Source organism: Clostridium sp. YIM B02551, assembly GCF_022324735.1.
Classification (GTDB): domain Bacteria; phylum Bacillota; class Clostridia; order Clostridiales; family Clostridiaceae; genus Clostridium_T; species Clostridium_T paridis.
Window position 1 is genome coordinate 14,720 of the sequence record NZ_JAKGTF010000015.1, and the last position, 15,299, is coordinate 30,018.

The 15,299-nt window shown below is 30.7% G+C and carries 15 protein-coding genes; 13 read left to right on the top strand and 2 right to left on the bottom strand.

The annotated features are described in order from the left end of the window. The first annotated feature begins 111 nt into the window (after window positions 1–111). On the top strand, window positions 112–555 hold the full coding sequence (locus L1S47_RS16925; RefSeq protein ID WP_238885093.1) for a GNAT family N-acetyltransferase: 444 nt from the start codon (window positions 112–114) through the stop codon (window positions 553–555). Window positions 556–582: 27 nt separating this feature from the next. After that, window positions 583–1,146 carry a DUF1003 domain-containing protein gene (locus L1S47_RS16930; RefSeq protein ID WP_238885095.1) on the top strand — a complete coding sequence of 188 codons (564 nt, stop codon included), beginning with the start codon at window positions 583–585 and terminating at the stop codon, window positions 1,144–1,146. Window positions 1,147–1,200: 54 nt separating this feature from the next. Here L1S47_RS16930 and L1S47_RS16935 read toward each other — a convergent pair whose 3' ends face one another. Beyond that, window positions 1,201–1,530 carry a DUF3784 domain-containing protein gene (locus L1S47_RS16935; RefSeq protein ID WP_238885097.1) on the bottom strand — a complete coding sequence of 110 codons (330 nt, stop codon included), beginning with the start codon at window positions 1,528–1,530 and terminating at the stop codon, window positions 1,201–1,203. A gap of 208 nt (window positions 1,531–1,738) precedes the next feature. On the opposite strand from L1S47_RS16935, the gene L1S47_RS16940 reads away from it, so the two are divergent. Genes L1S47_RS16940 through L1S47_RS16955 form a run of 4 tightly spaced genes read left to right on the top strand, consistent with a single transcriptional unit; the run spans window position 1,739 to window position 4,442 of the window. Beyond that, window positions 1,739–2,356 carry a class I SAM-dependent methyltransferase gene (locus tag L1S47_RS16940; RefSeq protein WP_238885099.1) on the top strand — a complete coding sequence of 206 codons (618 nt, stop codon included), beginning with the start codon at window positions 1,739–1,741 and terminating at the stop codon, window positions 2,354–2,356. A 29-nt stretch (window positions 2,357–2,385) separates the two neighbouring features. Continuing rightward, a complete protein-coding gene (locus L1S47_RS16945) occupies window positions 2,386–3,027 on the top strand; it encodes a CatB-related O-acetyltransferase (RefSeq protein WP_238885101.1) in 642 nt (213 codons plus the stop codon). A gap of 17 nt (window positions 3,028–3,044) precedes the next feature. Next, window positions 3,045–3,824 carry an alpha/beta fold hydrolase gene (locus tag L1S47_RS16950; RefSeq protein ID WP_238885103.1) on the top strand — a complete coding sequence of 260 codons (780 nt, stop codon included), beginning with the start codon at window positions 3,045–3,047 and terminating at the stop codon, window positions 3,822–3,824. Continuing rightward, the gene (locus L1S47_RS16955; protein ID WP_238885104.1) at window positions 3,825–4,442 is read left to right on the top strand and encodes a lactate utilization protein; all 618 of its coding nucleotides are present in this window, start codon (window positions 3,825–3,827) and stop codon (window positions 4,440–4,442) included. Between the two features lie 141 nt (window positions 4,443–4,583). Here L1S47_RS16955 and L1S47_RS16960 read toward each other — a convergent pair whose 3' ends face one another. Then, a complete protein-coding gene (locus L1S47_RS16960) occupies window positions 4,584–5,255 on the bottom strand; it encodes a hypothetical protein (RefSeq protein ID WP_238885107.1) in 672 nt (223 codons plus the stop codon). A 335-nt stretch (window positions 5,256–5,590) separates the two neighbouring features. Between L1S47_RS16960 and L1S47_RS16965 the strand changes: the two genes are divergently transcribed. The 7 genes from L1S47_RS16965 to L1S47_RS16995 all read left to right on the top strand — a co-directional run bounded on the left by L1S47_RS16965 (window position 5,591) and on the right by L1S47_RS16995 (window position 15,262). Beyond that, window positions 5,591–5,950, top strand: a complete 360-nt coding sequence (locus tag L1S47_RS16965; RefSeq protein WP_238885109.1) for a VOC family protein — start codon at window positions 5,591–5,593, stop codon at window positions 5,948–5,950. A gap of 13 nt (window positions 5,951–5,963) precedes the next feature. Further along, window positions 5,964–6,686, top strand: coding sequence for a metallophosphoesterase (locus L1S47_RS16970; protein WP_238885111.1), 723 nt, complete (start codon window positions 5,964–5,966; stop codon window positions 6,684–6,686). A 67-nt stretch (window positions 6,687–6,753) separates the two neighbouring features. Then, entirely contained in the window at window positions 6,754–7,695 is a 942-nt protein-coding gene (locus L1S47_RS16975) for a MerR family transcriptional regulator (RefSeq protein WP_238885113.1), read from the top strand. Window positions 7,696–7,869: 174 nt separating this feature from the next. After that, on the top strand, window positions 7,870–8,541 hold the full coding sequence (locus L1S47_RS16980; protein ID WP_202767602.1) for a TetR/AcrR family transcriptional regulator: 672 nt from the start codon (window positions 7,870–7,872) through the stop codon (window positions 8,539–8,541). Between the two features lie 29 nt (window positions 8,542–8,570). Beyond that, complete coding sequence (locus L1S47_RS16985) at window positions 8,571–11,675, top strand: MMPL family transporter (RefSeq protein WP_238885114.1); 3,105 nt, start codon at window positions 8,571–8,573, stop codon at window positions 11,673–11,675. 246 nt (window positions 11,676–11,921) lie between these two features. After that, complete coding sequence (locus L1S47_RS16990; protein ID WP_238885120.1) at window positions 11,922–14,669, top strand: carbohydrate-binding protein; 2,748 nt, start codon at window positions 11,922–11,924, stop codon at window positions 14,667–14,669. 131 nt (window positions 14,670–14,800) lie between these two features. Continuing rightward, window positions 14,801–15,262, top strand: coding sequence for an N-acetyltransferase (locus L1S47_RS16995; RefSeq protein WP_238885122.1), 462 nt, complete (start codon window positions 14,801–14,803; stop codon window positions 15,260–15,262). Window positions 15,263–15,299: the final 37 nt, after the last annotated feature.

The window sequence follows — 15,299 nt, forward strand, 5'->3', positions numbered from 1 at the left end:
TGCAAGGTATTTTTTAATTATAATGGAAGAAAATACTTGCATATAATTAAAACTCCACTTAAACTAAGTTATAATAATTTTATAAACTAAAGGGTTATAGGAGGAAATAATTTGAACTGGCATATCAAAAAATTTAATGAGTTAAATATAGATGAATTATATGAAATATTAAAAATAAGAAATTGTGTTTTTATAGTTGAGCAAGAATGCCCATACTTAGATTGTGATGGAAAGGATAAGAATTCATATCATATTTTTTGTGAAGAAGATGGAGAAATTGGGGCATACTTAAGAGTTATAGAAAAAGGAATTTCCTTTAATGAGATATCTATAGGCAGGGTATTGGTTAATGATAAATACCGTGGGAAAAGTTTAGCTAGGAAATGCATGAAAATGGCTATGGATTTTGTTGAAAATGAATTAAAAGAGAGTTCAATTAGAATTGAAGCTCAAGAATATTTAATTAAGTTTTATAAAAGCTTAGGGTTTAAAGAAGTGGGTGATGTTTTTTTAGAAGATGGAATTCCTCATGTAGAAATGTTATATATAAAATAAAAAGGTAATGAATAGGAGTGATTATTTATGGATGGTAGCAAGGATACTACATTTAATACCAAAGAAGAGTTAGTACGTGAAATATTAGAAAAAGATAAGGACTTAAAGGGCAGTAATATTGATGAAGAATTGCTCCATGAACTTATTAGTGGTAAGGTTTCAAAGAATATAAATAATTCAAATGATGAAAATGCTACATTAGGACAAAGAACTGCTGATAAAATAGCTGCATTCGGTGGTAGTTGGACTTTTATAATAACTTTTGGGCTGGTGTTAGCAATTTGGATTATAGGAAATGCTGTTATTCTAAGTAACAAAGCATTTGATCCATATCCTTTTGTATTTTTGAATTTAATATTATCTTGTCTTGCTGCTATTCAAGCCCCAATAATCATGATGTCACAAAATCGTCAATCAGAGAAAGATAGGTTAACGGCTGAAACTGACTATCTAGTTAATCTAAAATCTGAAATTGTAATAGAAGAATTACACTATAAAATTGATTTGCTTATGGAGCAACAGGAAGAGTATAGGAAAAACCAAGAAATACTATTAAAGGCAATAGAGGAGATAAAAAGCAAGATTAGCTAGTATTAATACTTAATTTAAAATACTAAAGAAAAGGATAAAGTATAAAAACATACTTTATCCTTTTTTATTATACTTTTTAAATTGTCTAGATGAAATAAAGAGTCCTATAAGCAATAAAGCTGAGTAAACAAATGCAGCTAAAAGAATTATATTGTTAGAATGAAGCTTGTCTCCATAATATATAACAATTGCTAAAATAGCAGTTAAGAAAGTTACAAAAAGCAAAAAAGCTCCAGCGGAATGGCATAATTTCTTCTCATCAAATTGAGCCTTTTCTTCTTTACTCATAGTATTATATCCTGCAATTAGCCAAGCACCTTTTCCTGAAAAAATGTAAATACTCATGATGAAAAAAATTATTATTAAGCCTATAAGAATGTACATAAGTTTCCTCCATAAGTTCTCTATAATGAAAGTTTTAATAAGTATAGCACAACTAAATAAAAACATATAATTTCATTGCTAGCTGTAAAAGAGAGCATTGTTTAAGAAAATGGTAATATTCATATATAAATGGTATAATTTTATATAAATTCAAGTTTATACAGCAGGTTTTATGGAAGAAATAACAGGTTATTAAGGAGGCAATTATATGAAGTTAGTATTAAGACAACCCCAATTATATAGGTTTTTAAGCTATTGTAACGAAAGTAATCTAGAAAAAACCATATTAGACTGTGGAGCAGGTGGAGATTTACCCCCTCTTTCTTTATTTTTAGAGCATGGTTATAAAACTTATGGCTTAGAAATAAGTGATTCTCAGCTAAATAAAGCAAAAGAATTTTCTGAGAAGCATGGAGTAAAGCTAAATATCTCCAAAGGAGATATGAGAAGATTACCTTTTGAAGATGAATCAATAAGCTTTATATACTCATATAATTCTATTTTTCATATGACAAAAAAGGATATAGAGGTATCCATCAATGAAATAAAGAGAGTTTTAAAACCAGAGGGCATATGCTGCTTAAATTTCCTTTCACTTAATGATGAATGGTACGGGGAAGGAAAAGAATTAGGGAAAAATGAGTTTCTTCAGATTGAAAGAGGAGAAGAGGTTATTCATACTTACTACGAAATCAATGAAGCTGAAAAACATTTTGAGGATATGGAGATTCTTTATAAAGAAGATAGAGTTATTGAAAGAGTGTATGAAGGAAGAATGATAAAGCAAGGGTATATTGATTATATAGTAAAGAGAACTAATAACTAAATTATATTTCTTTAAGGAGAATTAAGAGAATGAGTGGGCAAGTACCAGATCCTAATAAAGTATATCCAAGAACAAATGATGAAAGCATATGTTATTTAAAAAACATTATTACTAATCCCAATATAGAAGTTGGGGATTTTACATTTTATCATGATTTTGATGATCCTATGAATTTTGAGAAAAAGAATGTTTTATATCATTATCCCATAAATAAGGACAAGCTTATTATAGGGAAGTTTTGCTCTATAGCATGTGGAACAAAGTTTATTATGAATGGAGCAAATCATACTTTAAGTTCTCTAGCCACCTATACTTTTCCTATATTTTATGAGGATTGGGCAGGAATTTCAAATGTTACAGAGGCATGGGATAATAAGGGTGATATTACTATAGGAAATGATGTTTGGATAGGTTTTGAAGCTGTAATAATGCCTGGAGTTAATATCGGTGATGGTGCTATTATTGGTACTAGAGCCCTAGTAACTAAAGACGTTCCTCCATACACCATAGTTGGAGGAGTGCCAGCAAAGGAAATAAGAAAGAGATTTGATACTTCAGTAATAGAAGATTTATTGAAAATTAAATGGTGGAACTGGAATGTAGAAAAGATTTCTAAGAACTTATCTGCCATAAGAAATGGTGATGTGGAGGAATTAAAGAAGTTAAGGTAAAAGGAGAAATAATTTTTATGGATAGATTAAGAAGATATGGAGTTAAACCATATAATATTGCAGTTATTCATGGTGGACCAGGTGCACCAGGAGAAGTGGCTCCTATTGCAAGAGAGTTATCTGTTGAATATGGCATTCTCGAACCATTTCAAACTGAAGTATCTATAGATGGACAAATATTAGAACTTAAAAACATACTTAATAATAATGCTAGCTTCCCAATTACGCTTATAGGGCATTCTTGGGGAGCATGGCTTAGTTATATTTTTGCTGCAAAGTATCCTAAGTTAGTTAAAAAGTTAATAATAATTGGTAGTGGATGCTATGAAGCCAAGTATTTATCAATAATGAATGATAAAAGAGTTAATAGGCTTACTAAAGAAGAAAATATTAAAGCTGAAAGTTTATTTAAAACTCTAAATGATATTAATTGTAAGGATAAAAAAGAAGTTTTAGAAGAGTTCGGAAAATTAATGTCAAAGTCAGATTCCTTTTCGCCAATTGTTATTGAGAATGAATCACTTGATTTTTATCCTGAAGTCTTTAAAAAGTGTATGGATGAAGTAAATCATATAAGAAAAAATGGAGAGCTAATAAATATGGGGTATAGAATAAAATGCCCAGTAGTTGCAATTCATGGAGAATATGATTCCCATCCTTATGAAGGTGTCAAAGAACCACTTTCAAAGGTAATAGAAGACTTTAAGTTTATTTTGCTTGATAAATGTGGACATAGTCCTTGGAATGAAACCTTTGCTAAGGGGAAGTTTTATGAAATACTTAGGAGAGAGATTTAAATGGATAAGAAAAAGCTAGATCTATTAAAAAGGAATTTCGAATTAAGGAATATGGAAGCTAAGTACTTTGAGATACTTGAGGATGTGAAGTTAGAGATTTTAAATATAATATCTCTAGATAGTTCAATCGGAATTGGACATTCAGCTACTCTCCAAAGGATGAATATAACAGAAGAATTGCTAAAGAGAGGAAACCCTGTATTCGATAAGGAATTAGCCAAAGACAAGGAAGAATGTAAGATAATAAAAAGAAAAGCTTTATTAACAGACTGGTATATAACTGGATCTAATGCAATATCAGTTGATGGACGTATTATAAATATAGATCATAGTGGTAATAGGGTGGCAGCAATTAATTATGGACCAGATAAGGTTATTATAGTAGTTGGAATAAATAAGATAGTAGACACTTGGCAAGAAGGAATTGAAAGAGTGAAAAATAAAGCCTGCCCTTTAAATGCTAAAAGAGCAGGCTTTAATCCACCTTGTGTAGCTTTAAATAAATGTGTTGATTGTACTTCAGTGGAAAGGGTATGTAATAGTCTATCGATTATAGAGGGACAATCTGTAAAAGGAAGAATTGAGATATTTATAGTAAATGATAATGTAGGATTTTAGTTTAAAAATAAAACACATATATAGTTTATATACATTAGGTAATTTATCAAATATTAGAGTTAAGGGAAACTTTGAGAAAAGTTTCCCTATTTATATCAAAATTATCAAAAATATTTATAAAGTATATCCTAAATTAATTCACTATTTACTTGGATTAATATTTGATAATATCCATTTACTTAATGAATTACCTGCCAAGATGAAGTTATTCCCGTTATCCTTTGATAGAAAGACCTTATTATCATTTGTGATTATAATATTGATTCTATAAGCGATTCCAGCATATTCTTTACTTAAAATTTGAAGAGACATTATTTTATCAAGTTTTATTTCTTGAGGACTACCACCTTCAATAATACTTGAGGAAAATTCCTTTATAATATTTGCATCAGATGTAGTTGAAATTGGTACTCCTAAGGATTGTTTTACCCCTTTATTTGAAATTATACGAATCTCATTAATACTATCTTGTGATAGAGAAAAAGAATTGATTTCTTTTTGGTGATACAAACTTGGAATAGACATTTCACTAGAAGCACTAAAGGCAATCCAATTATGATTCTCTTGGCCATCTATTTCATATATTTTTCCATCTGAATTAGTTTTCCCAATTTCCTTTTCAAAAGAGATAGCTTCTAGTGATGTACAAAAATCCTTATCTAATATATATTCTTGTCCATTTTCATCAGTAAGTACATTTCCATCTTGGGATACAGTGAATTTTTCTAAAGCAGTGGATTTTATATATCCATATAATATTCCACCTATTGATATAAGTAGAGACAATACTATTATTACTATGATTTTTTTCATTGTAATCTCCTAAATGTTTAATTGTTTACTACATTTATTTTTCTTTAAAACAACAATTTTTATTATAATACATAATTTATGATTTGAGTATACTTATGAGATGTTTTGAATCTATTTACCTTAATATGGTAGAATATATAATAGCGTGAGGTTTAATTTTGAAAGGATGATATATTATGGAGCTTTTTTCAAAGCCAGCGGCAGGCGGAATTATAAGCAAAAATATAAGATGGGTTACTAAAAATGAATTAAAAAAAGATAAGTGAAGATATAAATAAGTTTTATCCTATGCATGTAATTGCTATTAAAAAATACTCAAGTGAGAGGTAGAAAAAATGTCATTCAAAATTACTATAAATTCACTATATATTTGTGTTAAAGATATGGAAAGAGCTATTGGATTTTACGAGAAATTTTTTGAACAAGATGTAGATAAGAAAGATGATGTATTTAGTATATTTAATCTAAATGGTTTTAGGTTTTGTTTATTTAATAATAGTAAAGTTAATGAAGAGGTAACTTGGGGAGATAATTGTTTACCGAGTATTGAAGTTGATGATATAGAGAAGCTTAACAAAAAATTAGATGAATTAAATGCAGAGATTGTATTTCCACTAACTAAAATAAATGAGAATCTTGTAATGGAGTTAAAAGATAGTGAAGGAAATGATATCGAAGTATACTGTAAGGCTTAATAGGGGGATAAATATGAAAATAGGTGTTTTATCAGATATACATGGAAATGGTGTTGCACTTAGGTCTGTAACAGATGATATGAAAAAAGAAAATATTAGTAAAGTTATAATACTTGGGGATGTAGTAGTTAAGGGGCCAATGCCAACTGAAGTATTAGAAGAATTGAGAAGATATGAAGCTTTAGCATGGGTTAAAGGAAATACAGATAAGTGGTTTGAGGAAGTAGCAGAAGATTTTTTACCAAAAACAAAAAGAGAAGAAGAAATATATTCATATTTGAAATATGCAAGAGAACATATGAATTTAAAAGATATATCATTTATAAATAAATTACCTGAAGAAGATACCCTAAAATATAAAGGAAGTAGCATTCTTTGTGTACATGGTACCCCTAAATCAATAGTTGAAGCGATAGATGGAAGTGTACCAGTAGATGAAATAAAAGAAATAATTAAAGATGTACAAGAAGATATAATTCTATGTGGGCATTCTCATTGCCCCTTCATAGGAGAAGTGAATGGCAAAAAGATATTTAATGTAGGGAGTATAGGTAATTCACTAGATAAAGATAATAGAGCCTCATATGGTATATTAGAATTTTTAGATGATGAGGTAAAGTTGATTAATAAAAAAGTGACTTATCCAATAGAAGATATCCTTAATCTTGCAAAAGAAAAGAATTTCCCTAATTTAGATGACTATAAAAATATAGTAACTTGTGCATCAATAGAATAAATGTTTAAAGACTATTGACTGTTCCCTTAGGTATTAGCTTATATTATTTCTATGAGGAGGGAGTTTTATGAGAATAAGTGAGGTTATGGAGATTACAGCTCTTACGAAGAAGGCTATTAATTATTATGAAGAAGAGGGATTGATTAAACCTGCAACTAACGAAGAAAATAATTATAGGGAATACTCAAAAGAGGATATTGATAAGCTAATACAAATATCAGTATTAAGGAAGTTTGACGTATCTATAAAGGAAATAAAGGATATATTACAGAATCCAGAACTATTAAAAGAAAATTTAGAATGTCATTTATTAAAGCTTGGAGAGGAAGCGAAAAGAATAGATAAAAATAGAAAAGTAATAAAAACTTGCCTTAGTAATTTATCTAGTTCGAAAATTGAAGTTTCTGATATTACAAAAGAACTTAGCATTTTAAATAAGTGCCTTGATATGGATGATAAAAGCAGGGAAGGATATATGAGGCGCCAAATAGAGAGAATTTTTCCTGGGAATTTTGGTAAGATGATGGCTATTAACTATAGTCCGTTTTTAAATGAACCTTTAGACACAAAAGAAAAGGAAGAAGCTTGGATTGATTTAGTTAAGTACTTAGATGAAACAGAAAGCTTAGAATATCCAGTAGAGATGAAGAAATTATATGATGGCATATCTGAAGAGGAGATAAGGAAATACGAAAAAATCACAAATGATAATGTAGAAAGGTGGCTTAATATTACTGAAGAGCAGCTTCGGGAAGAAAAAGAAAAGATTTTAGAATTCTATCGTAGATTTAAAATAGATTTAGAGGTGCAAGAAGGTTGGAAAAAGACTTTTGAGATGAATAAAACTATAAAGAAGCAGATGGAAGACATAAATTATCATGAAAAATTTGCAAGTAAGTTAAGAGTCTTAAGTAAAGATTACAGTAAATATATTGAAAATAAAGCAAAGTTAAATGGAATTTTAAATATAAAAGTTGATGAAGATGGAATGATAATTATAAATGAGTAATTATTAATTAAAGAGCTTAGGCTCTTTTTTATTTTACAAATTTATAATAATAGGAACTTTTTAGAACAATAATAAAAGCGAAAGTAGGATTTTATTAACTTGACTTTGATATTTGTAAGTTTTATAATAAGCATAAAATGAAGCGTCATTCTATGCTTGAAGTGAGGTGAGACAATGGTTTACAAAACATCAGTAGAAACACAGAAAAGAAAAGATCTTAAAAAGAAGCATATTATAGACACAGCAATTAGCGTATTTGCATTCAATGGATATCATAAAACTACAGTGAAAAATGTTGTAGATGAAGCAGATATATCCGTAGGTACGTTTTATTTTTATTTTAAAAACAAAGAAGAACTATTTGCTACTCTCTATGATGAAGTAATTGATGAATTTTATGAAACCCTATGCGCGTCATTAAGCAATATTAATAATGAAGTAGATGTGGGGTTTAGTAAGGCTATTGCCTTTTTTTTGAAAGCTATCCAATGTAATAAGCCGATAGTTAAAATTATGTTAATTGAGGCTGTAGGGTTAAATTCAGAGTTTGAGAAGAAAAGAGCTGAGGTTACAAAGAAGTTTGTAAATTATTCAGCTGGTCATTTTGAAGAAATGAAGGAAAAGAACATGATTAATGTTCCTGATATCAAGATTTCAGCCCTAGCATTTATTGGAACTTTATATAACGTACTTATGGATTGGCTTCAAAGCGAAGAGGAAAGAGATATTACTGAATATGCATATCCAATCACCATATTTAACCTTCAAGCATTAGGTATAACTTATGATGATGAAAAAGTGAAAAAAAGCATTAACGAAATGCTGACAAATGGAAAAGTACCATAAAGAATAAAAATTAATAAGGAGGCAGAAAGATGCGAAAAATATTAAAACTACGCTGGGCTGTGTTAGCTATTTGGCTTGTAGCAACAGTATTATTTACCATATATCAGCCCAATTTGAAACAAATATTGAACCAAAAAGGTCAAGCTACTATTAGTGAAGATTCGCCTTCTGTAGTTGCTTCAAAAATGCTTAATAATATGGGTACTTCTAAGGGAGATACACTTTTATTCGTCTTTAATGAAGACAGTAAAATATCTGATGAAGGTTTAAAAGATATTGAAAAAGGAATTGATAACGTAAGAGCCAAAAAAGATGAGTTAAAAGTAACAAATATCATGGATCCTTTTTCGACACCAGAGGCCAAAGATCAAATGATATCTGAAGATGGTACAACCTTAATGGTGCAAGTAAATTATGAAAAGGGAACTAGAGACGGGGAAACCATAATAAGTGCATTTAAGGATGCTCTTAAGGATGTAAAAGTTAATCATTATATTACTGGTGAACAAGCAATTAATAATGATTATCTAGATGCTACAAATAAGGGAGTAGATAAAAGTGCAATTATTACTGTAGCTTTCATTTTAATTGTATTAATTATTATGTTTCGTTCAGTAGTAACACCACTAGTATCACTTTGCGCAGTAGGTGTTGCATATCTATGCTCTATGGGAATCATAGGAATACTAATAAACGGATTCAATTTTCCAATAACGAGTTTAACGCAAATGTTTGTTATTTTGGTTCTGTTCGGTATTGGGACAGACTATAACATATTATTATTTAACAGATTTAAGGAAGAACTAGGACATGGTTTATCAATTGATGATGCTGTAGTTGCTACTTATAAGACTGCAGGTAAAACAATTATCTTTAGTGGATTAACAGTATTTATGGCGTTTGCAAGTCTTACTTTTGTTCAATTCCCAATTTATCGTTCAGCTAATGCAGTAGCAATTGGAATAGCAGTGTTATTGCTTGAATTAATGACTCTAACACCAGTATTAATGAAATTATTAGCAGGAAAATTATTCTGGCCATCTCATAATACTGCTGGTCATAAGGAAAGTAAACTTTGGGAGAATATAACTTCCATATCAGTAAAACATCCAGCTATTTCTCTTTTAATAGTTGCAGCTATTATCGCTCCAGTTATAGCATTAAACTCTACAAAATTATCTTTCGATAGCTTAAAGGATTTAAGTGCAGATACACCTTCTGTTAAAGGATTTAATATAGTTGCAGATAAGTTTGGTAGAGGAAAAGCTATGCCAACTACTATAGTTATTGAGAGTAAGAATGCTTTGGATAACAATGAATCTCTAGCAGTTATTGACGATCTAACAGCTAAGTTAAAGAAATTAGATGGTGTAAAACAAGTTTCAGGTGTAACTCAACCTAAGGGTGATGAAATAGCTGATTTTTATACAGATAAGCAAACAGGAACTGTAGTAGATGGATATACTTCAGCAAATGATGGAATAGGTCAAATTAAAGATGGTTTAAATCTAATAGATGAAAAGTTAACCACACCAGATTTTTCAGATGTTAAAAAGTTATCTGATGGTACTGGTGGTATTGCAACTGGAATGGGCGCATTGAATGATGGCTTAAAGAAAATTAACACTGGGATATCGCAAGGTGCAGGAGGGGCAGAAGGTATTGCTCAAGGAATAGCAGGACTTAAGGTTGGAGTGACACAATTAAATCAGGGGCTTCAAGCTATTTCAAGCAATCTTAGCCAAATAAATTCAGGCTACAAATCGCTTCAAGGTGGATATTCAAGTATAGCATCATCTATTACTCCTTTAAAACAGTTAGTGCAATCCATAAGTGGAACTGTTAATACTCTAGCTCAAAATAATCCTACAGATGTAAATATTCAAACACTTAAAGGACAGGTTGCAGGATTAACTGATGCTATAAATGGTATAGAAGCAGGACTAAATGATGCAAATACTAATTTTAAGACTTTGAATGGTGGATTGACAGCCTTAAATGCTGGAATTGATGAAATGATTAAGAATACAAATTCTCAGTCAGAGTTAGTTATAGGAATCGAAAAGTTGGAACAAGGAGCATTAGCTCTTGCAGATGGATTAAAACAAGGAGCTGCTGGACAGGCACAAGTAATTGCAGGTATTGATGCTTTGAAAGATGGGGCAACTCAAGTTAAAAATGGGCAAGATAAGTTGTATAGTGGCTTAACTCAACTAGGTAGTGGAATGGATCAATTAAAGGATGGAATAGGAAAGAGTCGTGATGGACTTGGAAGTATTCATGATGGATTAGATAAGGGAAATGATTTCTTAAACCAATTAACTAATACAAAAACTTTCTATATTCCAAAAGAAGCCTTTGAAAAAGACGATATTAATAAGATGTTTGACGCATATCTATCAAAGGATAGAAAGATTGCTAAGATTACTGTTAATTTAACTTCAGATCCATATTCAAAAGAATCAATAGCAGTAATAGATCAAATGCAAAACCTTGTTAAAAATGATCTTAAAGGTACAGTTTTACAAGATGCTAAGTTTGGAATTTCTGGACCAACAGCAAGTACAAATGATTTAAATTCAATAGCAACTCATGATATTACCTTTACTCAAATAATAGTACTAGCATGTATATTTATATTACTTGTTATTGTAATAAGATCCTTCTGGATTCCAGTATACATTGTAGGGGCTTTACTTGCTGCATACTATACAGCAATTTCAGTTACAGCCTTCTTAACTAGTAAATTATTTAGTGGTATGGATGGGATGTCATGGAATGTACCATTCTTCTCCTTTGTTGTTATAGCAGCACTGGGGGTTGACTACAGTATATTCTTAATGACTAGATTTAAAGAATATCCAGAAATGTCACCAAAGGAAGCTATAGTTATGGCTGCAAAAAATATTGGAGGAGTTGTAATGTCAGCTGCAATAATTCTTGCTGGTACATTTGCAACCTTATACCCTTCAAACATACATGTATTAATGGAATTAGCTATTTGTGTAGTTACAGGTTTATTATTATTAAGTTTAATTTTATTACCTGTTGTTATACCAGCATTAATTTCAATTACAGATAAAATAGCTTCTAAAACTTCAAGAAAAAGCTATAGTGAACATTCAGAAATATAGTTAATATGGAAATTATAATTGGACATCCAAAGTTGAATTTTGGGTGTCCAATTTTTCATATAGAAAAATAAATGGTTCCATTTTTATAAAAAGTACCCCAAAATTATGAGAATTAAAATAACAATTGGTAAATATTTACATACGAATAAGCGTTATGTTAAAGTGTATTGGGAACGATTTCTGAAATTACTCTTTAAGTAAATAAGGAGTTCGTTCGTATCATAATTAGTTAAGGGGGAGAACTGAGTGAAAAAAGCAAAAAAATTATCACTGTTATCAGGAATTTTGAGTTTGCCTATTTTATTAGGTAGTTTACCAGCATCTACGACTTGGGCTTTGGAAGCTTCTGCACTAGGGAAAACTGTGGAAGTTCAAGGAACCTATTCTTCTGGGACAACTCATAAATGGGAAACCCTTAATCCTGTAACCTTTGGAGAGGATGCAGCAAATGATAAAGTTGATACAACAATTACTTTAGATCCATCAACGAAATACCAAGAATATCAAGGGGTTGGTATATCCTTAGATGAAACGAGCATATCCAATCTTTGGAAACTTAGTGCAAGTGATAGAGAAGCAGTTGTTAAAAATTTAGTAGATCCAGTATCCGGTGCTGGATTAGAACAATTTAGAATAACTATAGGTAGTCCAGATTGTATTGAGCACATTCCATTTTGGTCTTATGATGAACTTCCAGAAGGAATAAAGGAAGACTGGAATTTAGAATATTTTTCTATAGAGAAAGATAAACAATATCACATTATAGATACAATTAAGCTAATACAAAAATACAATCCAGATGCACAATTTTTTGCGTCTGCATGGTCTGCACCTGCATGGATGAAGACAAAAAATTTATTTACAGGTTATGTAGAGCCTAAGAATGATGGTTCTAATTCATTTGTACAAGCTAATAAGCTTAGAGATGACTGTATAAATGTATTTGCAAGATATTATACAAAGACTATTCAGGCCTTTGCTAATGAAGGAATTGATATTCGTGCAATTACATTACTGAATGAACCAGGTATGGATGTAGTTTATCCAGCTATGGATATTAGTATAGAACAACAACAAAAATTAGCTTTAGAAATAAAGAGTGAATTTGCAAAAGCTAATTTAAATACTGAACTTTGGGTTCATGATTTTAATTTCTGGGATTGGAAAGATCCATCAAGCACAGCTACAAAGAATTATTATAGAATATTCAAGGACTCTAATGTAGCAAAAGGTGAGGATGTTTTAAAAGCAAGTGATGCAGTTGCATTCCATCCTTATTGGGGGGATCCAAGTGTAATGGCCGATGTTGCAAAAGAATATCCTAATCTTAAGGTACATCTTACTGAAACAGGTGATTTTTCTCCATCCTCTGCAATGAATGATTTTAATAATTATTCTAGCAGTTATACTGGATGGGTAGGAGTTACAGATCAAAATGGGGGAACTTTACATTGGACAGATGTAAGGGATAATAATGTTAATTGGGATGCCGTTAATCCAGGTTGGAAGAATAGATTAGTTGTTGTAGATACAAATAAAAAGACTGCAACATATATGGATTCCTTATATGGACTTGGACAATTCTCCAAATATCTTGCATGTGGAGGAAGAAGTGGCTCTGATAATAGTGTAAAGCAAGGCGCACGTAGAATTTTCTCAACTGGATCAGTAAATGGAGTTTCTAATGTAGCATTCCAAAATCCAGATGGAGAAATTGTAATGGTATTAATAAATTCAGGTGCTGAAAAAGATATAAAAGTAAATATGTTAGGCAAGGCTTTGGTTGAAAAGGTGCCTGCAAATTCTACTACAACTTTAAGATGGAAACCTGAAATTCCTCAAAAAGGAGAAAATAAAGCTCCAGCACTAAATAATATTACTGATATAGGGATGGATCAATATTCTACTAAGAACTTTAAGTTAGTTGGTACTGATGGGGACGGAGATACATTAATGTATTATGGAATAAATCTTCCTGACGGTATTACTGTAGATGCGAAAACTGGCTTAGTAACACTTGCACCAACTAAAGCAGGAACCTTTGATTTATCATTTGTAGTTAGTGATGGGCAAGATAAAGATACTAAAACTATGAAGCTTATTGTAAATAGAAAGGCAACCCCACTATTAGGAAAGATTGAAGCTGAAGATTACTCAATGCAAAATGGTTGGTCAGATGGAGGTGGAAACTTCGTTGAAAATTCGGGTTCAGCAAGTGGTGGTAAGGATGTAGGCTATACATCAGCAGGAAATTGGCTAAAATACTTTGTTAACGTACCAAAGGATGGAGTTTATGATGTAGAATTTGGTGTGGCAAATGGTAGTGGTTCTGAAAGCAAAAATTGCTTCTCAATAAAGAATGAAGCAAATGACGTACTTTGCACAGTTTCTGTACCAGATACCAAAGGATGGGGAACATGGACTGCAGTAAAATCCAAGGTAGCCCTTAAAGCAGGTGATCAATTTATTACTTTATATTGTAATAAAGGAAACTTTAATATAGATTATTTGAAATTCTCTATTGTAGATAAATCTGAGCTATCAGCAGCAATTAGTGGTGCTGAAAAAATTGATTTGACTAAATATTCAAAAGAAAGTGGAGATAAGCTTAAAGATGTTATTAATAATGCAAAACTTATAGTAAATAATTCTGAAGCAACTCAAGAAGAAGTTGATAAAGCTTTAGTAATTCTTAATGAGGCAATGAGCAAGCTAGTTAAACTTCCAGATACTCCTAATAATCCAGGCAATCCAGGTAACCCTAATAACCCAAGTGACCCAAGTAATCCTAGTAACCCAACAACACCAACTAACCCTGGAGACAATGGAAATACAACACCAGATACTCCGACAGCACCAGTTGATAATAATCTTCCTAAAACTGGAGCAATAATTGGTTCAGGTGTATTAATAGCTATAGGAGCAATATTTGTAATAGCTGGTATTGTAGTTAATAGAAGAAAGCTCTCAAAAAAGTCTTCAGAAAATAATTAATATGTATATAATGCAAAAATCATAAGAATCCACCCTTAAGCCTTACATGTATTTAATATATGTAGGGCTTATTATATGATAAAATAAATATATTAAGAAATTAGAGAAAGTAAGAAGATTGAGGTTTGAAAATGAAGGGTATTGAGATAAGAAGATTAATGCAAAATGAAGAAGTTCCCTATGATTTATTATTACTTGCAGATCCATCTATAGTTATAATCAAAGATTATGTAAGTAGAGGTGAAATTGTTGTAGCAAATTACATGGGTGAGCTTATAGGAGTATATGTTTTGATAAAAACGAGACCTCTTACTATGGAATTAGTAAATATAGCAGTTAATGAAAAATATCAAGGAAAAGGAATAGGGAAAAAGCTTATATTTGATGCTATTAAAAGAGCAAAGGAAGAGAATATAAAAGTTCTTCAAGTAGGGACAGGTAATTCAAGCTTGTCACAATTAGCATTATATCAAAAATGTGGCTTCAATATATGTGGAGTAGATAGGGATTTTTTTATAAAACACTATAAAGAAGAAATAATTGAAAATGGAATTAGATGCAAGGATATGATTAGGCTTGAAATGGATTTATAGATAACAAAGCAGTTAGTACTTAAGTTCCCTTAAGTGT

Bases quoted from the DNA above. Each gene is read 5' to 3' on its own strand.
- L1S47_RS16945 (WP_238885101.1), top strand. From the start codon at position 2,386: ATGAGTGGGCAAGTACCAGATCCTAATAAAGTATATCCAAGAACAAAT.
- L1S47_RS16935 (WP_238885097.1), bottom strand. From the start codon at position 1,530: ATGTACATTCTTATAGGCTTAATAATAATTTTTTTCATCATGAGTATT.
- L1S47_RS16940 (WP_238885099.1), top strand. From the start codon at position 1,739: ATGAAGTTAGTATTAAGACAACCCCAATTATATAGGTTTTTAAGCTAT.
- L1S47_RS16995 (WP_238885122.1), top strand. From the start codon at position 14,801: ATGAAGGGTATTGAGATAAGAAGATTAATGCAAAATGAAGAAGTTCCC.
- L1S47_RS16965 (WP_238885109.1), top strand. From the start codon at position 5,591: ATGTCATTCAAAATTACTATAAATTCACTATATATTTGTGTTAAAGAT.
- L1S47_RS16975 (WP_238885113.1), top strand. From the start codon at position 6,754: ATGAGAATAAGTGAGGTTATGGAGATTACAGCTCTTACGAAGAAGGCT.
- L1S47_RS16930 (WP_238885095.1), top strand. From the start codon at position 583: ATGGATGGTAGCAAGGATACTACATTTAATACCAAAGAAGAGTTAGTA.
- L1S47_RS16950 (WP_238885103.1), top strand. From the start codon at position 3,045: ATGGATAGATTAAGAAGATATGGAGTTAAACCATATAATATTGCAGTT.
- L1S47_RS16960 (WP_238885107.1), bottom strand. From the start codon at position 5,255: ATGAAAAAAATCATAGTAATAATAGTATTGTCTCTACTTATATCAATA.
- L1S47_RS16980 (WP_202767602.1), top strand. From the start codon at position 7,870: ATGGTTTACAAAACATCAGTAGAAACACAGAAAAGAAAAGATCTTAAA.
- L1S47_RS16970 (WP_238885111.1), top strand. From the start codon at position 5,964: ATGAAAATAGGTGTTTTATCAGATATACATGGAAATGGTGTTGCACTT.
- L1S47_RS16955 (WP_238885104.1), top strand. From the start codon at position 3,825: ATGGATAAGAAAAAGCTAGATCTATTAAAAAGGAATTTCGAATTAAGG.
- L1S47_RS16985 (WP_238885114.1), top strand. From the start codon at position 8,571: ATGCGAAAAATATTAAAACTACGCTGGGCTGTGTTAGCTATTTGGCTT.